Source organism: Sphaerisporangium sp. NPDC049003, assembly GCF_043197795.1.
In the GTDB taxonomy this organism is placed as follows: Bacteria; Actinomycetota; Actinomycetes; order Streptosporangiales; family Streptosporangiaceae; genus Sphaerisporangium.
Map to the genome: position 1 here is coordinate 1 of NZ_JBICTU010000013.1, position 18948 is coordinate 18948.

The 18948-nt window shown below is 72.0% G+C and carries 15 protein-coding genes; 6 read left to right on the top strand and 9 right to left on the bottom strand.

Annotation, left to right across the window (positions count from 1 at the left end; genetic code table 11):
• Positions 1–398, top strand: a 398-nt coding sequence (locus ACGFIV_RS15705) for a transposase (RefSeq protein ID WP_392835375.1), incomplete at its 5' end; no start/stop codon positions are given.
• A gap of 86 nt (positions 399–484) precedes the next feature.
• On the opposite strand, the gene ACGFIV_RS15710 is transcribed toward ACGFIV_RS15705, so the two are convergent.
• Positions 485–3166, bottom strand: coding sequence for a LuxR C-terminal-related transcriptional regulator (locus tag ACGFIV_RS15710; RefSeq protein ID WP_392835378.1), 2682 nt, complete (start codon positions 3164–3166; stop codon positions 485–487).
• 199 nt (positions 3167–3365) lie between these two features.
• Here ACGFIV_RS15710 and ACGFIV_RS15715 point away from each other — a divergent pair, with 199 nt between their 5' ends.
• Positions 3366–4367 (top strand): YbaK/EbsC family protein, encoded by a 1002-nt coding sequence (locus ACGFIV_RS15715; protein ID WP_358560903.1) that lies wholly within the window; start codon positions 3366–3368, stop codon positions 4365–4367.
• A 33-nt stretch (positions 4368–4400) separates the two neighbouring features.
• Here the strand turns inward: ACGFIV_RS15715 and ACGFIV_RS15720 are convergent, their stop codons facing one another.
• Positions 4401–5501: a GNAT family N-acetyltransferase gene (locus ACGFIV_RS15720; RefSeq protein WP_358560900.1), complete on the bottom strand. Its 1101-nt coding sequence runs from the start codon at positions 5499–5501 to the stop codon at positions 4401–4403.
• Positions 5502–5619: 118 nt separating this feature from the next.
• Between ACGFIV_RS15720 and ACGFIV_RS15725 the strand changes: the two genes are divergently transcribed.
• From ACGFIV_RS15725 to dop, 3 genes are all read left to right on the top strand, one after another.
• Positions 5620–6480 (top strand): tRNA (adenine-N1)-methyltransferase, encoded by an 861-nt coding sequence (locus ACGFIV_RS15725; protein WP_358560897.1) that lies wholly within the window; start codon positions 5620–5622, stop codon positions 6478–6480.
• Positions 6481–6701: 221 nt separating this feature from the next.
• Positions 6702–8465, top strand: a complete 1764-nt coding sequence (arc, locus tag ACGFIV_RS15730; protein ID WP_392835384.1) for a proteasome ATPase — start codon at positions 6702–6704, stop codon at positions 8463–8465.
• Between the two features lie 178 nt (positions 8466–8643).
• Positions 8644–10161, top strand: a complete 1518-nt coding sequence (dop, locus tag ACGFIV_RS15735; RefSeq protein WP_392835387.1) for a depupylase/deamidase Dop — start codon at positions 8644–8646, stop codon at positions 10159–10161.
• A 68-nt stretch (positions 10162–10229) separates the two neighbouring features.
• Here dop and ACGFIV_RS15740 read toward each other — a convergent pair whose 3' ends face one another.
• Positions 10230–11108 (bottom strand): serine/threonine-protein kinase, encoded by an 879-nt coding sequence (locus ACGFIV_RS15740; protein WP_358560806.1) that lies wholly within the window; start codon positions 11106–11108, stop codon positions 10230–10232.
• 121 nt (positions 11109–11229) lie between these two features.
• A complete protein-coding gene (locus tag ACGFIV_RS15745) occupies positions 11230–11442 on the bottom strand; it encodes a hypothetical protein (RefSeq protein ID WP_392835392.1) in 213 nt (70 codons plus the stop codon).
• A 212-nt stretch (positions 11443–11654) separates the two neighbouring features.
• On the opposite strand from ACGFIV_RS15745, the gene ACGFIV_RS15750 reads away from it, so the two are divergent.
• Positions 11655–11864 (top strand): ubiquitin-like protein Pup, encoded by a 210-nt coding sequence (locus ACGFIV_RS15750; RefSeq protein ID WP_262844534.1) that lies wholly within the window; start codon positions 11655–11657, stop codon positions 11862–11864.
• A 44-nt stretch (positions 11865–11908) separates the two neighbouring features.
• On the opposite strand, the gene ACGFIV_RS15755 is transcribed toward ACGFIV_RS15750, so the two are convergent.
• The 5 genes from ACGFIV_RS15755 to ACGFIV_RS15775 all read right to left on the bottom strand — a co-directional run bounded on the left by ACGFIV_RS15755 (position 11909) and on the right by ACGFIV_RS15775 (position 18947).
• Positions 11909–14746 carry an alpha-mannosidase gene (locus ACGFIV_RS15755; RefSeq protein WP_392835395.1) on the bottom strand — a complete coding sequence of 946 codons (2838 nt, stop codon included), beginning with the start codon at positions 14744–14746 and terminating at the stop codon, positions 11909–11911.
• 148 nt (positions 14747–14894) lie between these two features.
• Positions 14895–16145 carry a CehA/McbA family metallohydrolase gene (locus tag ACGFIV_RS15760; protein ID WP_392835398.1) on the bottom strand — a complete coding sequence of 417 codons (1251 nt, stop codon included), beginning with the start codon at positions 16143–16145 and terminating at the stop codon, positions 14895–14897.
• Entirely contained in the window at positions 16142–17206 is a 1065-nt protein-coding gene (locus ACGFIV_RS15765) for an ABC transporter ATP-binding protein (protein WP_392835401.1), read from the bottom strand. Before ACGFIV_RS15765 ends, ACGFIV_RS15760 begins: the two co-directional genes overlap by 4 nt.
• Positions 17203–18066, bottom strand: coding sequence for a carbohydrate ABC transporter permease (locus tag ACGFIV_RS15770; protein WP_392835404.1), 864 nt, complete (start codon positions 18064–18066; stop codon positions 17203–17205). Before ACGFIV_RS15770 ends, ACGFIV_RS15765 begins: the two co-directional genes overlap by 4 nt.
• The gene (locus ACGFIV_RS15775; RefSeq protein WP_392835407.1) at positions 18063–18947 is read right to left on the bottom strand and encodes a carbohydrate ABC transporter permease; all 885 of its coding nucleotides are present in this window, start codon (positions 18945–18947) and stop codon (positions 18063–18065) included. Before ACGFIV_RS15775 ends, ACGFIV_RS15770 begins: the two co-directional genes overlap by 4 nt.
• Position 18948: the final 1 nt, after the last annotated feature.

Genomic DNA, 18948 nt, shown 5'->3' on the forward strand with positions numbered 1-18948 from the left:
CCGGGCAGCGAGGCGATGCCCCACAGTTCGAGGCGGTCATGGCCGGCATCCACGTCCCCCGGCTCGGGCTCGGCCGGCCCCGTACCCGGCCCGAGATCGTACGCGCCGACAAGGCCTACTCATCCCGGGCTATCCGAGCTCACCTGCGTAGCCGCGGGATCAGGTGCACCATCCCCGAACCAGCCGATCGCATCGCCGCGCGCTTACGGCGCGGCAGCCGCGGCGGTCGTCCGTTCACGTTCGACGCCCGCGACTACCGCGCCCGTCACGCCGTGGAATGTGGCATCAACCGACTCAAACGCCACCGTGCCATCGCAACCAGATACGACAAACTCGCAGTCCGCTACCAAGCCGCCATCCACATAACCGCGATCAACGACTGGCTCACCAGGCTTTGAGACAGGCCCTAGGACCCGCCGGCCGGGCCCCGCCGGCTAGGTCCCGGAGGCTGAGGCCCGGAGGCCGGGTCCCCGGAGGCTGGGGCTCAGCCGGTGTCGTCGAACAGGCGGCGCAGCTCGACGCGGTCGCTGAAGCCCGTGCGCTCGTAGACCGCGCGCAGGTGGTTGCCGACCGTGCGGATCGACAGCACCAGCCGATCGGCGATCTCACGGTTGCTCAGCCCGTGCACGGCGAGCTGGGCCACCTCAAGCTGGCGCGCGGTCAGCTCCGGCGCCGCCAGGTTGTGGAGCGCCGGAGTGCGGGCGCCCTCGCACCTGCGGGCAAGGGCCCAGGCGCGGGTGGTGGCCGCGAGCCCGGCCCTGTCGCCGCCGTCCCTGCGGAGCCGGGACGCCGCCTGCGCCGCCGCCTCGGCCGCGTGAAGGATCATGCCCAGCTCCTCGAAGCCGTCGGCCACCGCGAGCAGGGCGGCGCCGTCGCCCGCCGCGGCGGCGCGCGCGTGGTCGCGGGCCAGCACTACCCGGCGCCCGTCGTGCAGCGCGGGGAGCTCCTCCAGCCGGGCGACCGCGTGGGCCGCGCCCCCGAGCCGCACGGCGTCGTGCAGGGCGAGGAACTCGAACCCCGGCAGCTCGGCGGCACGGCACTCCTCGGCGAACGCGAGCGCGAGCTCCACGGCCGCGCCGGTGTCGCCGTACGCGGCGGCGACCCACACGCGGGTCAGCGACACCCAGCGCGTGAACCCGGTCCAGGTTGCCCGGTTTCGTGCTAGCGCGTCGTCGAGCGTGCTCTGAGCGCCCTCGGCGTCCCCGAGAAGCGCCTGGGCGGCGGCGTAGGCGCCCATGCAGCCGCCTACGGTGAGCGCCGTCGGATGGTGGGCGGCGTCGTGCAGCACGCCGAGGGCCGTCTCCACCTGACCCCGCGCCGTGGCGAGATGCCCCTTGGCGAGCGCCAGGCTGCCCTCGCCCAGCGACCAGCCGCGCTGGGCCGCGACCGCCGTCTCCATCGAGCCGGTCGCCTCCTCCATCACCGTCAGGTCACCGGCGAACAGCCCCGCCATCGACCACGCCGAGTGCAGCGGCGACACCATGGCCGGGATCGCGTCCTGCCAGGACCCGGCGTCCGCCAGCGCCTGGCGGGCGGCGGCGACGGCCTCACCCGTGCGCCCGGCGTAGCACAGGGCGAGGGCCTGCGCCTTGAGCGCCTGGATGCGCTGCGGGCCCGCGGGCGCCTCGCGGAGCAGCGCGGCGCCGAGGCCGAGGGCGGTGCGCGGCTTGGCCGCGCTGGAGGCCAGGTCGAGGCGCCGCATCGCGATCTGCCGCCGCGAGGCGGGGTCGCCGAGGGTCGCCTCGGTGCGGTCGAGCAGGTCGAGCGCCTCGTCCAGGCGGTTCATGCCCCAGGCCAGGTTGCTCGCGCGCGCCAGTGCCAGGCGAGTGCCGGTCGCCTCGTCGAGCCGGGAGTCCCAGCCCGCCGTCGAGTCGGGGACCTGCGCGGGGCCCTCGGGCCCGTACGGGGCGCCGGCGCGGGGCCAGGTCTGCGGGGAGGTCAGGACGGCGTGCGCCTCGTCGGGGAACTGGGCGTAGTCGAGGACCGTGGCCAGCAGGATCGCCGCCTCGACCCCGCCGCCGGCCGCCAGCGCCGCCCGGCCGAGCCGGATGGCGAGGGTGTAGTCGTGGGTGCCCCAGGCGAGCCGGCACGCCGACATCAGGGGGCCGGCCGGCGCCTGCCTGCCGCTTTCGAGCTGCCACACGGTCAGCCGCAGCAGGTCGTCGCGGCGCCGTGCGCCGCTGCGCTCAAGCGCGCCGGCCAGCGTGGCGTACCGGTTGCGGCGCCGCAGCGGGGGGCACCCGGCACGGGCGACCTCGCCGTAGAGCGGGTGCCCGAGGCGGACCACCACGCGGCGGCCGTCGCCGGTCATGCGGATCAGGCCGCGCCCCTCGGCCTGCTCCACGGCCTCGGCGGAGGTGAGCTCCAGCAGCGTGGCCAGGCTGATCGGCTCGCCGAACGCGGTCAGCTCCAGCACGGCCCCGGCCTCGCGGGACAGCGCCCCGACGCGCTCACCCACGAGCTCGGTGAGCCGGGGCGCCAGCGGCGGCTCGCCGGTGAGCTGCCACATGCCCCTGACCTGGCGCAGGGTGCCCGCGTCGCGCGCGGCGCCGACGAGCTCGTGCAGGAGCAGGGCGTTGCCCTCGGTCGCCGTGCCGAGCCGCCGCACGGTGGCGTCGTCGGGCCGGCCGCCGAGGGCGGCGGTGAGGATGGCGGCGGTGTCGCCGAGGGTCAGGGGCCCGACGTCGGCGCGCGCGGCGAGGCCGTCGCGCCAGAGCGCCGTGACGCTGTCGGGCGCGGGCTCGCCCGTGCGCAGGGTGGCGACGATGAGGGCGCGTTCCACGGTCACGAGGTGGTGCACCGCGGCGGCCGAGGGGCCGTCGAGCAGGTGGGCGTCGTCGACGGCCAGCACGGGCCTGCGGCCCCCCGCGTGCGCCCGCACGGCGTCGGCCGCCCACCGCAGCGGGTTGACCAGCCCAGGCGGCGCCTCCGGGGGCAGCAACCTGGCCAGCGCGCCGTACGGGATGCCGCCGGCCGCCCTGGTGGCCCTGATCGGGATGACGGCGTAGGCCGAGGTGGCGAACGTGCGCAGCACCTCGGTGGCCAGCCTGCTCTTGCCCACCCCGGCGGGGCCGGCGATCACGACGCCGTGCGCCGTGCCGTCGTGCGCCAGCCGCACGAGCCGGGCCAGGTCGTCCCGGCGGCCCGCGAACGGCCACATCGCCATCGGCCGCCTCCCGCCCACGTTCTTGTCCGGCCTGTTTCTGATCGTCTATCGTCCGCTTGTGGAACGCTGGGGAGCCAGATATCTGGTCGAGTGCCCGAGATGCGAACGGGGCACCCTGGCGCGTGAGCCCGACGGCCCGCACCGTTCCTTTCTGTCTCCTTTGCTCGCCCCTTATTCATTATCGGTGTGCCAGGTGTGCATGCACGTCCTTTTGCTCGCACCCGGGGAATCCGCCGACCGGTCCGAGGACGACGGGCCCGAACGGCCGCCGCGCCCGGCGCGCGTGCTGTGGCCGGGGGCGGGGCGGCCGGAAGGGGAGGAGATTCCCGAGCACCTGCGCGTGGAACTGGGCGAGGCCAAGGCCTGCCTGCGGGCGGGCGCCCACTCGTCGGCCGTCGTGATGGTGCGGCGGCTCCTGGAGGGCGTCTGCGCAGATCACGGAGTAAGGGTCTCGCCGCTGTCGCAGGCGCTGAGGGAGCTGCGCAGGCGGGGGCTGATCGAGGGCAGGCTCCTGGTGTGGGCGGAGGACCTGCGGCTCATCGGCAACGAGGCGGCCCATATCCGCGCCGGGCGGATTCCCGCCGAGGACGCCAGGGACGCGGTCGAACTCGCCGAGGCGCTACTTGATTATTTGTACGTTTTTACCCCGAAATATCGTGACTTTAGAAAGAGGCGTGAGGCGGCGGGGGCGCGTTTTCCCGCCCCGGCGCGCGAGCGGCTTCCCGACACACTGGCGGTCAAGAGGCTGCGGCGGTCACGGGTGAGCTTCTCCGCACATTCCTATTCGCACGATCCGGCCAGGGCGAGATCCCAGAAGTCGGTCGCCGCGGAGCTCGGGGTCGGCCACGACCGGCTGTACAAGGGCGTCGTCACCTACGTCGACGGGCACGTCGTGCTCGCGGTGGCGCCGGTCGGCGCGGCGGTCGACCTGGTGGGCCTGGCCCTCGCCACCGGTGGCGTCCACGCGCGCGTCGCCTCGGCGTCCGAGGTGAGCATGCTCGGCACCGACGTGGTCAGCCCCCTCGGGGTGCCGCTGAAGGTGCCCGCGGTCGTCGATCCGAGCGCGCTGCGCCACGCCACCGTGTACGTCGCGAGCGGCCGGCACGGCCTGGAGCTTGAGCTGGCTCCGGCCGACCTCATCGGCGTCCTCGGCGCCCGGGTCGCCCCGATCACCACCCCGGCCGCCGGTGCCCTGCCCTGAGCCCTGCCCTGAGCGCTGCTCTGAGCGCGGCCCTCAGCCCGGGAAGCGCACCCACTGGAGGTCGTCGTGGCGGACGCCTCCAGGGCCGGGAAGCAGCGACCTGATCAGCGCCTCCCGGGTGAACCCCGCGCGCTCCAGCACGCGGTGCGACGGCGTGTTGTCCGGGTCTGTCCCAGCCACCAGCCGGTGCAGGGGCAGGTTGGCGAACGCCCACTCGGCCAGGAGGTCCACCGCCCTGGTCATGAACCCGCGGCCCCGGAACCTCCGCAGGAGGCTGTAGCCCACCATGGCCTGGCCGAGCGGCGGCGCGATGTTCATGAGCTGGATGTGCCCCGCGAACTCGCCCGTCGCGGCGTCCCTGACGCTGAGCTCGGCGCGCTCGCCGGACGACCACCACATCCCGGTGTACCGGCAGCGCCGCAGGGTCTCCTCGGGGTCGGGGACCTTCGGCGGCACGCTGTACATCAGGACCTCGGGCTCGCTCATCATCTCCTGGTAGGGGCCGGCGTCGTCCAGGGTGAGCGGCGCGAGCCGCACGACGCCGTCGGACAGCGACCCGCCGGGCAGATCGGGCAGGAAGGAGCGCTGGGGCTCCCCGGAGTCGAAGGAGAGGCGGCCGAAGCCGACCGCGTCGCCGTAGCCGCCCTCCCGCAGCGGGATGGCGCCGCGCTGGACGCCCTCGCGCCGGAACCCGGCGGCCATCGCCACGCGCTGGCTGGACACGTTGTCCACGTCGGCGACGAGCTCGACGCGGTGCACCCCCTGGGCGAACGCCCACTCGGTCAGCGCCCTGGCGGCCCTGGTGGCCAGCCCACGGCCGCGCGCCCACGGGGCCATCAGGTAGCCGATCTCGCCCGCGCCGCGCACGTTGAGCGGCTTCAGCCCGATGTTGCCCAGCCACTCGCCGGTGCCGGCGTCGGCGACGGCGAAGGAGGCGCCGCCGCGGTTCCAGTCGGCGGGGACCAGCTCGGTGACGAAGGCGACCGCGTCGTCGAGGACGTAGGGCACCGGCACGGTCGGGATGAACCTGACGATCTCGGGATCGGCGCAGCCGCGGGTGATCGCCTCGGCGTCCGTCTTCAGGTGCTCGCGCAGGACGATCGGGCCCGCGGGGATCACGTCACGGGGGAACATGCCCAATTGCTACCAGGTACGGACGCTTAGGGCGAACCTTTTTCGCACCCGCCCCACATCCCCCACAGGCCCTGCGGTCCGCCACGAGTGGGCGGCGCGCGCATATAGCCTTGCGCGCATGGGTTTTCGCAGGCACGGGCCTTTCCAGCCCGGTGATCAGGTTCAGCTCACCGACCCCAAGGACAAGCGTCACACCGTGACGTTGCGTGAGGGCGGAGTCTTCCATACGCACAAGGGGTCCATCCCCCATGACGACCTGATCGGACTGCCCGAGGGCTCGGTCGTGCGTTCCTCGGGGGGTACGTCCTACCTGGCCTTCCGCCACCTCCTGGAGGACTACGCGGTGTCGATGCCGCGCGGCGCGGCGGTCGTCTACCCCAAGGACGCCGCCCAGATCGTCGCGATGGCCGACATCTTTCCTGGGGCACGGGTCGTGGAAGCAGGGGTCGGCTCGGGGGCGCTCACCTGCTTCCTGCTGCGGGCGGTCGGCGAGAGCGGGCGGCTCACCTCCTACGAGCGCCGGCAGGACTTCGCCGACGTGGCGCGCAAGAACGTCGAGAAGTTCTTCGGCGGGCCCATGGAGCAGTGGCGGCTGGTCGTGGGCGACCTCGTCGCCTCCCTCGACGAGCCGGAAGTCGACCGGGTGATCCTCGACATGCTCGCGCCGTGGGAATGCGTCGACGCGGCGGCCAAAGCCCTTACACCCGGAGGGGTTATCTGCTGTTATGTAGCGACAACAACACAGCTGTCCCGTACGGTGGAAACCCTGCGCGATCACGGAAGTTTCACGGAGCCGCATTCGTGGGAAACCTTGGTCCGCGACTGGCATGTCGAAGGGCTCGCCGTCCGTCCGGGTCACCGGATGATCGGGCACACGGGTTTCCTCGTCGTGTCCCGTCGCATGGCGGACGGTGTCACGCCCCCGCCGAAGCGCCGGCGCCCTGCCAAGGGCGCCTATGGGGAGGAGTCGGGCACATGAGCTCCGAAGCCTGGCATGGCGTTCCGATGGACAATCATGCTTTTCCGCGCACCTGGGGAACAGAAACGCGCGCGTAGCTGCTTACAAGCAATGAGCCGCCAATAAGGCATTAAACACTGAACACTGGATGTAATGACACGAACACTCCCTGGCCAGGTTACGGATGCCCCCGAGATAGGTAGGGTCTTGAGTAGTCGCCCTCGACTGGGAAGGAGGTGACTGTGGCAGCTCGCGAAGACGCTGAGGCTCGAGCCGCCCAGCGCGAACGAGAGGTCGCTGACCTCACAACTCAGGTCTCCTTCCTCCAGGAGGAGATCACTGCGTTGCGCCGGAAGCTGGCCGAGTCCCCCCGGCAAGCCAGAGTCCTGGAGGAACGCCTCCATGAGGTGCAGGCCAGTTTGGCCGCTGTCACCGGTCAGAACGAACGACTGGTGGCCACCCTCAAGGAGGCGCGGGATCAGATCGTCGCGCTCAAGGAGGAGGTCGACCGGCTGGCCCAGCCGCCATCCGGTTTCGGCGTGTTCCTTGAGACCCGTGACGACGGCACCGTGGAGGTGTTCACCGGCGGGCGCAAGCTCCGGGTGAACGTCAGCCCCGCGGTGGACGTCGACTCGCTCAGGCGCGGCCAGGAGGTCATGCTCAACGAGGCGCTCAACGTGGTCGAGGCACTCGGCTACGAGACCGTCGGCGAGATCGTGATGCTCAAGGAGCTCCTGGAGGACGGCCAGCGCGCGCTGGTCATCTCCCACGCCGACGAGGAGCGCGTGGTCCGTCTCGCCGAGTCGCTGTTCGACCAGCCGATCCGCGCGGGCGACTCGCTGCTTCTCGAATCGCGCTCCGGCTACGTCTACGAGCGCATTCCGAAGTCCGAGGTCGAGGAGCTCGTGCTCGAGGAGGTCCCCGACATCTCCTACGAGGAGATCGGCGGGCTCATGCGGCAGATCGAGCAGATCAGGGACGCGATCGAGCTTCCCTACCTGCACGCCGACCTGTTCCGCGAGCACAAGCTGCGCCCGCCCAAGGGCGTGCTGCTGTACGGCCCGCCCGGCTGCGGCAAGACGCTCATCGCCAAGGCCGTCGCCAACTCCCTGGCCAAGCAGGTCGCGGAGAAGACCGGTCAGTCCGGCAAGAGCTTCTTCCTCAACATCAAGGGCCCGGAGCTCCTGAACAAGTACGTCGGCGAGACCGAGCGGCACATCCGCCTGGTCTTCCAGCGGGCCCGTGAGAAGGCCTCCGAGGGCACCCCGGTGATCGTGTTCTTCGACGAGATGGACTCGATCTTCCGCACCCGTGGCTCCGGTGTCTCCTCCGACGTCGAGAACACCATCGTTCCCCAGCTCCTTTCGGAGATCGACGGTGTCGAGGGCCTTGAGAACGTCATCGTCATCGGCGCCTCCAACCGCGAGGACATGATCGACCCGGCGATCCTGCGGCCCGGCCGCCTGGACGTCAAGATCAAGATCGAGCGGCCCGACGCCGAAGCGGCGAAGGACATCTTCTCGAAGTACATCACCACCGAACTACCGCTGCACGAGGAGGACCTCGGCGAGCACAGCGACTCTCGCGAGGCCACCGTCGCCGGCATGATCCAGCGAGTCGTCGAGCGCATGTACACCGAGAGCGAGGAGAACCGCTTCCTTGAGGTGACCTACGCCAACGGCGACAAGGAGGTCCTGTACTTCAAGGACTTCAACTCCGGAGCCATGATCCAGAACATCGTGGACCGGGGCAAGAAGATGGCCATCAAGGCGTTCCTCGAGACCAAGCAGAAGGGCCTGCGGATCTCGCATCTGCTCGCCGCCTGCGTGGACGAGTTCAGTGAGAACGAGGATCTGCCCAACACCACCAACCCCGACGACTGGGCCCGCATCTCCGGAAAGAAGGGCGAGCGGATCGTCTACATCCGCACCCTTGTGTCCGGCAAGCAGGGCACCGAGGCCGGGCGGTCCATCGACACGGTCGCCAACACCGGCCAGTACCTCTGATTGAAACCGGCATGCGACGGCGTGGTTCCTCCCGGAGCCGCGCCGTCGCTGTTTCCCAGCCCGGTCCGCGGGCAGCGGACCGGACGGGCTCGGTGGGCGTGCGACGGTCTAGGCTCGTGGTGACGGGCGACGCGACGGCGATGGTCCGGGTGCGAAGCACAGATGAAGGGCTGAGAGCGTGACGGTACGGCGGGTGATGGGCATCGAGACCGAGTACGGTATTTCCGTACCCGGGCAGCCGGGCGCGAACGCGATGGTGACCTCCTCACAGGTGGTCAACGCCTACCTGGCGGCCTCAGCCGCCCGGGCGCGCCGCGCCAGATGGGACTTCGAGGAGGAGAATCCACTTCGCGACGCCCGCGGCTTCGACCTGGCCCGCGAGATCGCCGACCCCACGCAGCTCACCGACGAGGATCTCGGGCTGGCCAACGTCATCCTGACCAACGGGGCGAGGCTGTACGTCGACCACGCCCATCCCGAGTACTCCACGCCCGAGTGCACCAACCCGCGGGCCGCCGTCATCTGGGACAAGGCCGGCGAGCGGGTGATGCACGACGCCGCGGTCCGCGCCTCCGGGATGCCGGGGAACGCTCCCATCCAGCTGTACAAGAACAACACCGACAACAAGGGCGCGTCGTACGGCTGCCACGAGAACTACCTCATGCGGCGGGCGACGCCCTTCGCCGACATCGTCAGGCACCTGACCCCGTTCTTCGTCTCCCGCCAGGTCGTCTGCGGGGCGGGCCGGGTCGGCATCGGGCAGGACTCGCGCGGCGAGGGCTTCCAGATCAGCCAGCGGGCCGACTTCTTCGAGGTCGAGGTCGGGCTGGAGACCACGCTCAAGCGGCCGATCATCAACACCCGTGACGAGCCGCACGCGGACCCCGAGAAGTATCGCCGACTGCACGTCATCATCGGCGACGCCAACATGTCGGAGATCTCCACCTACCTCAAGCTGGGTGCCACGGCGCTGGTCCTCGCCATGATCGAGGACGGGTTCCTGACCGGTGACCTGTCGGTCGAGAGCCCCGTGGCCTCGCTGCGGGCCGTCTCCCACGACCCGACCTGCAAGTACGAGATCACCCTGCGGGACGGCCGCAAGATGACCGCCGTCCAGCTCCAGATGGAGTATCTGGAGCAGGCCCGCAAGTACGTCGAGGACCGCTTCGGCTCCGCCGTGGACGATCTCACCAAGGACGTGCTCAACCGCTGGGAGTCGGTGCTCACCCGCCTCGCCGAGGACCCCATGCAGTTGTCCAGGGAGCTCGACTGGGTCGCCAAGCTGGAGATCCTGGAGGGCTACCGCTCGCGTGACGGCCTGGCGTGGTCGCATCCCCGGCTCCAGCTCGTCGACCTGCAGTACTCCGACATCCGTCCGGACCGGGGCCTGTACAACCGCCTCGTGGCGCGCGACCGCATGCAGCGCCTGGTGACCGAGGAGGACGTCCAGCGGGCGATCGAGCTGCCGCCGAACGACACCCGGGCCTACTTCCGCGGGCGGTGCCTGCGCCAGTACAGCGAGTCGGTCGCCGCCGCCTCGTGGGACTCGGTCATCTTCGACATCCCGGGCCGCGAGTCGCTCCAGCGTGTGCCGACCTTGGAGCCGCTGCGCGGCACCAAGGCCCACGTGGGGGAGCTGCTCGACCGGTGCCGCACGGCCGCCGACCTGGTCAGCGCGCTCACCGGCGAACGCTGAGCGGGCCACCCCAAGCCCCGGCGCGGCGGTGAAGACCGCCGCGGGTGGGGACGCGTCCCGGTGCTGATCTACATTGTAAAGGCGCCGGGCGGGAACAGCCCGCTGCCCGTCAGCCGCATGGGGGGCACCGCGATGCCCTCCTTGCGAAGGATGTCCGAGAGCACCACCGCGGCCTGCTCGCTGGTGAGCCGCTCCGCCGGATCGGGTTCGAGCAGCCCCTGGAGAAGGGGTCCCAGCGCTCCTGCGCGCCTCGGCGGGCGGGGCTCGTCGGGGGCGTGCGCCGCGAGGATGTCCCCGCCCCCGGTGGCCGGGGGCCTGCCCTCCACCGAGAAGTACAGCGTGGCGCCGAACGACCACAGGTCCGCCGCCTGCGTCGCCGGATGGCCGTGCAGCCGCTCGGGCGCGATGTAGCCGGGCGAGCCCACGATCGGCATGGTGTTGGTGTGCGAGGACTCGCCCTGGAGCACCGCGATCCCGAAGTCGCTGAGGACCACCCGTTCCCCGGTCAGCAGCACGTTGCCGGGCTTGATGTCCCGGTGGAGGACCCCGGCCGCGTGGGCGTGCCGCAGGCCGCTGAGCAGGTGGAAGCCGATCCAGGCCGTCCAGTGCACGGGGAGGCGCCCGAGGTGCCAGGCCGTCGCCTGCAGGGTGAGGGCCTCCACCAGCTCCATGACGATCCAGAGCCGGCCGTCCTCCTCCAGCAGGTCGTGCACCGTGACGATGGCCGGATGGCTGAGCCTGGCGGCCGACCGCGCCTCGCGCAGCGCGTGGCGCCTGGCCGTGTTCACGTCAAGCTCGTCGTCGCGCGTCGGCCGCAACTCCTTGATCGCGACGTCGCGTGCCAGGCGCCGGTCGTGCGCGCGCCAGACGATACCCATGCCCCCTTGGCCCAGCGGCGAGATCAGCCGGTACCGATCTCCTAGCAGCTGTGCGTGGTCCGCTCTCATTTCACCCGTTCACATTTGGCATCGTGCCCTGCCCCCACGGCCGTTCCATCTTCCGTCTGGAGCGGGATGCCAATGGGTGGATCACCACAGAATGCCATACGGTACGGGATGGCGATCTGATTTACACGAGGCCGATCCCCAGGACGAGGGTGCCCGCGGCCAGGCAGGCGCCGCCGAGGGCGGTCAGCCAGATGAGCTTACCGGGCCGCGTGTCGCCGGGGCGGACGACCGACAGGAAGAACCCCAGGGGCATGAGGATCGGCGCCGCCGTGACCAGCACGCGCACGAGCTGCCTGAGGCCGTCCGACAGGTCGGCCTGGTCGACGTAGAGCATGACCACCAGGGCGAAGAGCAGGATAGGGGCACTGTCCAGTTGAACAAATCACACCAATTCGGCTGATTTGCCATAGCCCCTTGCGGGGAGGTTGTCTGACAGAACGGCCCTCCTCCAGACGGGCTCGCGTAGATCACCGAATGATCCGCGCGAATTGTCGTCCGGTTCGGGGAAGATATGAATCAGATGCGTCCCCCAAGCGGAGGTACCACATGGCGACGAAGGACACCGGCGGACAGAAGCAGACCAGTCGGCAGGAGACCGAGGTCGAAGAGACCGAGGCACAGGCGTCTCCGGACGTCCAGGAGCGTCAGGAGAAGCTGACCGACGACGTCGACGCGATCCTCGACGAGATCGACGAGGTTCTGGAGGAGAACGCGGAGGAGTTCGTCCGCAGCTACGTGCAAAAGGGCGGTCAGTAAGGTCCACGGGGTCAGCCCGCTCCGCCCCCGCACGCGAACGCCGGTCAGGTGAGGTGAAGCGTCGCGATCTCGAAGGGGCGGAGCGGTAGTCGCACGACCCCGCCCGCGGCATCGAGCGGGCGGATCGGGCGGCCAAGGGTGTCCGCGAGCCGCGCGGCGGTGAACGGGCCCCGCACGACCGCCTCGGCGGCCGACGGGTGCTGGGCCACCAGGCGCAGCTCCAGCCACCCGTCCCGCCTGCGCAGGGCGCCCAGCGTGACGCCGTCGCCGCTCACCTCCAGGGGCGAGTCCGGTCCGGCCGCGGCCTCGGGACCCGGCCCGGCGCTCCCCGAGCCGGGCACGGCCAGCAGGTCATGGTGGTACTCCTCGGCCAGGCGCACGAGCCCCGCCTCGTCCCACGTCCCGTCGTAGAGGTGCACCGCGAACCGCGTCGTCACGGTCCCAGGGCACTGCGCGTCCGGCGTGGCGATCTGCGGCCCGGCCGGCTCGTCCCGGTAGGCGTTGTGGTCGCGCGACAGGTAGCCGACCGCCCGCAGCAACGTCACGGCGAGCTCCCCGCTCGTCTCGCTCCCCGGCGGGCACACCAGCTCGTACTCGCTGACGTGGTCGAGCAGCACCGCGAGGCCCCCTGCGGCGACGAAGCCCGACGCGGGGAAGGTGGGCAGCGGCACCTCGCCGCAGCCGCCCTCGCCGGTCAGCCCCCGCCGCACGACCGCGTACTGGCCGCCGGCGTACGACTCCCCGGCCTCACGGGGCGGGGCCGCGTGCCACCGCACCCGGTGGTCGCGGCACGGGTTGGCGAACGTGGTCGAAAGGCGCACGAACGGCTCGCCCGCCCGCAGCTCCACGCGGGTGGTGACGGTGACCTCGGCGTCCTGCTCCGAGCGCGCCTCGGGCGTGGTTTGGCTCGGCCAGCGGTATCCCCGGGACACCTCCATCACCGAGACGAGCGGCCCCGAGCAGATCGCCGCGACCTTCACCCAGGCGGGGGCGCCGACCAGCCGGTCGGTCTCGGGGGGCGCGTGGTTGTAGGTGTCGCCGGCGTCGCCGCCGTCGACGATGCGACCCACGCCGTCGGCCCGCAGGCCCGAGGCGGTCCGCAGCGACAGCGTCCCGTCGGGCGCGGCGGAGACCCTCAGCAGGCCGTTGGCCACGACCCCCTCGGTGATGATCTCCCCATCGCCCCCCGCGGGCCGCCCAGCGCCGTCCTGGAGCCTTCCAGCGCGCGTCTGGGACTCCGGTGAGGGGGCCTCGCCGGCGTCGGCGGGCGGCGAGGATGCCGGTTCGGCGCTTCCGGGCGCGTCCGTGGGTCCGGGCGCGGGCACGGACGTCAGGACCGTACGTCCGAGCGCGGGCACCTCCACACGGGCCGCGACGGTGACCACCGGCTCGGCCACCGTGCGCACCCGCCACGGGCCGGGCTCCTCGGCCGCCGCCAGGATGGCGGCCCTCAAATCGGCGTACTGGTACCCCGTGGTCGCGTGGCGGCTCACGACGACCGTGAAGACGTTCCCCTCGGCCGACCAGGAGACGATCTCGTGGCCGAACAGCTCGCGTTCGTGGACGCGCCCGAGGAGCCGCGTGAGGTCCTCCATGGACGACTCGTCCAGCAGGTGCGGCCCCCGGGCCAGCCGCTGCGCCGGCACCGCCGAGCCGCCGGGCGCGGTCAGGCACGACCGGTCCTCCGGCAGATCGGCCAGGACGAGCGCGGTGCGCGCGAACGGCGAGGGGTTGACGACGACGAGCTGGTCACGCCGGGCCCCTCCGGCGAGCGAGGCGCTCACCAGGTCGACCACCGCCTGCCCGATCTGCTCGGCCTCGGCGACGCGCGCCTCGACCTGCTGGGCGGTCTCGTCCGCGCCGCACCCGGTGATGGAGTCGTGGCCGCTGCACGCGACCAGGCCCCGCCAGGCCAGCTCGATCAGCCGCTCGCTCGCGGTGCGCTCGCCCGCCGCTCGGCCGCCGGTCCCGTGTCCGCCGGGGACGCCGTCGCCCAGCCAGAGCGCCGACAGGGGCTCGGCGTAGCGGGTGACGACGCGCTCGGCCCGTCCCATGACCTGCTTGAGCCGGATCCGGGCGGAGATGACCCCCGGCAGGATGTTGGCCCGGGCATGGGAGCGCAGCTCGCCCTCCACGACCGTGAGCCCCTCCACGCCGGCGGTGGCGAGGTACTCGCCGAGGGTGGCGAGGCGCAGGCCGGCGGCGGTGATGTCCCCCGAGGGCGCGGAGTGGTCCGCTCCGTACATCGCCAGCAGAGGCCCCTCGGGACGCCACTCCCGCATGGTGGAGGTGAACGCCTCCAGACGGTCGGCCAGCCCCTCGGCGGGCCCGGTGAACAGGGCGACCGCGTTGCCGTAGCCGCCCGGCAGGTACTGGGTGCGGATCACCGTGCCGTCGGCCCCCTTCCAGGCGAACGCGTCGCGCTCGACCGACTGGGGGACCCCGCGCCACAGGCAGGCGACCGGCAGCCCGGCCAGGGCGAGGATCTGCGGCATCTGGGCGCAGTGCCCGAACTGGTCGGGGAGGTACCCCACCTCCATGGCCCCGCCCAGCTCCCGCGCGCCCCGCAGGCCGTACTCCAGGTTGCGGATCAGGGTCTCGCCCGAGCACAGGAACTCGTCGGCCAGGATGGTCCAGGGCCCGGCGGCGAAGCGCCCTTCGGTGACGAACCTGGTGATGTCGGCACGGCGCTCGGGCCGGATCTCCAGGTAGTCCTCGACGGCGGCGAGCTGGCCGTCCATGGTGAACCGGTAGGCGGGGTCGGCCGCCATGGTGTCGAGCACCTCGTCGAGCATCCGGACCAGCCCCATCCGGAAGCGCTGGAAGGGCAGGTACCACTCGCGGTCCCAGTGGGTGTGGGGGACGACGACGATCTCGCTCAACGCGGTTCCCTCCAGGGGACGGCCGGGGTCAGGCGCGGAACATCCAGGCGCACGAGGTCCGGATGCACAGAGCCCGGATGCACAGAGCCCGGGTGCGCGGGGTTCGGATGCGCGGGGTTCGGATGCGGAAGGTGTTGGTGCGCGGCGTTCAGGTGCACAGGGCCATGACCTCGTTCCGTGTGGTCTCCAGCCGGTGCGGGCCGCGACGGGCGGGCAGGGTCACGCGGTCGCCGCGGATCACCGACCGGTGCTCGGAGCCCCACAGGACGAGCCCGTCGCCGCCGAGCACCAGGAACTCGTCCCCGTGCCGCAGCAGCAGCGGCCCGGAGGGGCCGGACGAGACGGCGGTGCGCCCGGCGCGGACGCCCTCCACGATCGCCGAACCCCCGCCGGCCGGATCGCCGTGGTCCGCGGCGAGCACCCAGGTGCAGGGGGAGCCGGGCGGATGGTTCTCCTCGGGCCGGTGGTAGTCGCCGCCGCCGACGAACACGAGGTCGTCGCGCCAGGCCTGCGCCCAGGACAGGGGCGCTCCCCAGGTCCGGTCCCACCAGCCCGAGTGCCAGATCTCGGCCGTACGGGGGCGCTCGGTGAACGGGTGCCGCCACGCGCAGTCGGCGGCCAGGGGATGGTTGACCGACAGCAGCCCGCCCCCATCGCGTACGGCTCGCGCCCAGGCGTCGGGATGCTCGCGGAAGTCGATCCAGCCGAGGTCGCCGAAGGCGTTCGCGTGGCCGAGGTCGGTCGTGACCTCCTGGCCGGGGATCAGCGTGATCCCGGCGGCAGAGGCCACGGCGGGCAGTTCGGCGTGGTGGCTGACGGTGTTGTGGTCGGTGACGGCCAGGAAGTCCAGGCCCTCGGAGCGGGCCAGGAGGGCCAGCTCGGTCACGGTCAGGGAGCCGTCGGAGTGCACGGTGTGGGCGTGCAGCTCCCCGGCCCGCCACCGCAGGCCGTCCAGCTCAGGAAGGTCCCGCCGTGCCGAGGCGGGCACGACGGGGGAGGGCGGCGGAGCGCCGGGCGGGCCGGGGGAGCCGGGGGCGGCCGGGGGAGTGGCGTGGGGCGTCACGGTGAGCTCGTACGGCAGGCCGTCCAGCGGGACCCGGTAGAGCCCGAGCAGCACCCGCCAGAGGCCGGGCTCCGGCTCCCCGGGCAGGTATCCGGGCGTGGCCCACGCGGGCGCGATCGTGTAGCGGGAGCGGGCGCCGCCCGACCAGCCGCGAAAGCCCGAGGGGCCCTCGCATCCGAGGTCCAGCACGCCGGAGGAACGGTCGTACGCCAGCTCCACGGTGAACGCGCGGGTGCCCGGCGGCAGCTCGACGGGCACCGCGTGGACCTGCTCGGCGAGCCGGTCGTCGAGGGTCCACCGCCCGCGCGTCCTGATCGGCCCGGGAGCGGGGCTCACGGGACCACCAGCTCGCCGTCGCGGTAGACCAGCGCGCGGGCATGGCGCGGGACCGCCCAGGCCGGGCCGCCCCGCGCGGGCTCGGCGTCCTCACCGACGACGGCCCGCACCAGGTGCTCGCCCGCGTCCGATGTCACTTCGAGGGTCACGAGATAGGAGGTGCCCAGGTTCTCCACGACCGAGACGTGCCCGGCGAAGGCGTCCGGACGGGGGGACGCGGAAAGGTCGGTGTACTCGGGGCGCAGCCCGTACACGATCTCCTCGCCGTCGGCGACGCCCGGCGCCATCGGCAGCACGGCCCCGGCCACCCGCAGCGCGCCGTCCCCGGCCACCCCCGGCAGCAGGTTCATCGGGGTGTTGCCGATGAAGGAGGCGACGAAGGTGGTGGCCGGCCGCTGGAACACCTGCGAGGGGGTGCCGACCTGCGTGATCCGCCCGGCGGACATGACCGCGATGCGGTCGGCCATGGCCAGCGCCTCGCCCTGGTCGTGGGTGACGAAGACCGTGGTGACCGCCAGCTCCCGCTGGAGGCGCTTGAGGAACGTCCTGGCCTCCAGGCGCATCCGGGCGTCCAGGTTGGACAGCGGCTCGTCGAACAGGAACACCGTGGGGTGGCAGGCGATGGCCCTGGCCAGGGCCACGCGCTGCTGCTGGCCGCCGGACAGCTGGGCGGGCCTGCGGGCGAGCAGCTCCGAGAGGCTGAGCCGCGCGGCCGTCTCGGCCGCCTTGGCCTCGCGCTCGGCGCGCGGCACCTTCTTGATCCTCAGCGGGTAGGCGATGTTGGCGGTGACGTCCATGTGCGGGAACAGGGCGTAGTCCTGGAAGACCATGGCCACGTCGCGCCTTCCCGGGGGCAGTCCGGTCACGTCCGTCCCGCCGATCACGATCTTTCCCGACGTGGGGGTCTCCAGGCCGGCGATGGTCCGCAGCAGGGTCGTCTTGCCGCACCCCGACGGGCCGAGCAGCGCGAAGAACTCGCCTTCGGCGATCTCCAGGTCGAGGGCGTCGACCGCCCGGACTCCTCCGGGGAACTCCTTGGTGAGGCCGTGCAGCGAGATCACCGTTTGATCCCTCCGTGGAAGCGGAAGCCGTACCTGCGGCTCACGAGGACGTACATGAGGACGACCGGCAGGGAGTAGAGCAGCGAGAAGGTCGAGATCAGGTCGAGGCGCGGCGATCCGCCCTCCGTGTAGAGCGTGTAGAGGATCACCGCGCCGGGGGACTTCCCGGGGTCCCGCAGCAGGATGAAGGGCGTCAGGAAGCTGCCCCACACCGAGGCGACCGCCCAGACCGCGATCGTGGCGAGGCCCGGGCGGACCACCGGGACCACGATGTGCCGCAGGATCTGCAGCGGGCTCGCGCCGAACACCCGGGCCGACTCCTCGTAGGAGGTGGGCGTGCCGTCCATGAAGTCCTTCAGAATGAAGATCGCGGCCGGGAGCAGCCCTCCGGACAGCGTCAGCACGACGCCGAGGTGGGTGTCGACCAGATCGAGCCGGGTGGCGAGCTCGAAGACGGGCACCATGGCGGCGGTGCCGGTGACCACCGACGACAGCAGCAGCAGGACGTACAGAAGGGCGTCCCTGCCCGGGACGCGGACCCGGGACAGCGCGTACGCGGCCAGGGCCGCCAGCGCCACCACCAGCGCCGCGCTGGCCGCGGCCTGGAGCACCGAGTTCCCGAGCGAGCTGAGAACGTACGGGTTGTCCAGCAGTGCCCTGAAGTTGCCCAGCGTGAACTCCGGCACCGACGTGGTGATCGTCGGATGGGCGTCGAAGGGGGCGGTCGCCAGCCACAGCAGCGGCAGCGCGAAGAACCCGGCGACGACCGCGAGGAACGTGGCCCGCCCGATCGCCGCCACCGCGTGGCGCACCCGCCCGGTCTCTACCGGTACGGCCGCGCCGCGATCTCCCGCGCTCACCCGGCCACCCCCCTCCGGCCGCGCAGCAGGCGCAGGTACACCAGCGCGAGCACCAGGTTGATGAGCAGGACCAGGAACGACACCGCGGCGCCGAAGCCGAGCCGCCCGCTGCCGAGGGCCACGTCGTAGATGTAGACCGGCAGGATCTCCGACCGGCCCTCCGGCCCGCCGGCCGTGATCTGGAAGCTGCTGAAGTCGTTGAACGTCCACAGGCTGATCAGGAGCAGGTTGGTCAGCATGTGGCCCCTGATCCTCGGGAACACCACGTCGCGCAGTTGCTGGCAGGTCGAGGCCCCGGCGAGCCGGGCGGTCTCCAGGTGGGACGGGGGCACGTTCTCCAGCGCCGCGCCGTACAGCATCATCGAGAACGCGGTGCCGCGCCAGATGTTGAACACGATGATCGACGGCATGGGATGGTCCAGCAGCCAGGCGAACCCGGGAGTGTGGAGCACGGCGTTCAGCGTCCCCTGGTCCCGGTCGAGCAGGGCGATCCACAGGAACGCCACCACCGAGGACGGCAGGATCCAGGCGAGCAGCACCAGGCCCTCGACCCCCCGCTTGACCGGGCCCGTACGGCCGCGCAGGGCCCAGGCGATCGCGAAGCCCAGCCCCGCCTGGCCGGCGACCGCCGAACCGAGCACGAACTGGAAGGTCAGCCACAGCGAGGTGTGGAACCTTTCGTCCCCGAGCGCCGCGGTGTAGTTCTCCACGCCCACGAACCGGGGATCGGCCGCCGCGAGCCCGGTGAGCCTGAAGTCGGTGAGGCCGAGATAGATCGTCCAGAGCGCCGGGAAGATCAGGAACACGCCGACCAGGACCAGGGCGGGCAGCACGAACCCGACCGCCCTGGACCTCCCGAGCCCGGCCGCGTCAGCGTTCATT

Bases quoted from the DNA above. Each gene is read 5' to 3' on its own strand.
- ACGFIV_RS15710 (WP_392835378.1), bottom strand. From the start codon at position 3,166: ATGGCGATGTGGCCGTTCGCGGGCCGCCGGGACGACCTGGCCCGGCTC.
- ACGFIV_RS15715 (WP_358560903.1), top strand. From the start codon at position 3,366: ATGCACGTCCTTTTGCTCGCACCCGGGGAATCCGCCGACCGGTCCGAG.
- ACGFIV_RS15720 (WP_358560900.1), bottom strand. From the start codon at position 5,501: ATGTTCCCCCGTGACGTGATCCCCGCGGGCCCGATCGTCCTGCGCGAG.
- ACGFIV_RS15725 (WP_358560897.1), top strand. From the start codon at position 5,620: ATGGGTTTTCGCAGGCACGGGCCTTTCCAGCCCGGTGATCAGGTTCAG.
- ACGFIV_RS15740 (WP_358560806.1), bottom strand. From the start codon at position 11,108: ATGAGAGCGGACCACGCACAGCTGCTAGGAGATCGGTACCGGCTGATC.
- ACGFIV_RS15745 (WP_392835392.1), bottom strand. From the start codon at position 11,442: ATGCTCTACGTCGACCAGGCCGACCTGTCGGACGGCCTCAGGCAGCTC.
- ACGFIV_RS15750 (WP_262844534.1), top strand. From the start codon at position 11,655: ATGGCGACGAAGGACACCGGCGGACAGAAGCAGACCAGTCGGCAGGAG.
- ACGFIV_RS15775 (WP_392835407.1), bottom strand. From the start codon at position 18,947: ATGAACGCTGACGCGGCCGGGCTCGGGAGGTCCAGGGCGGTCGGGTTC.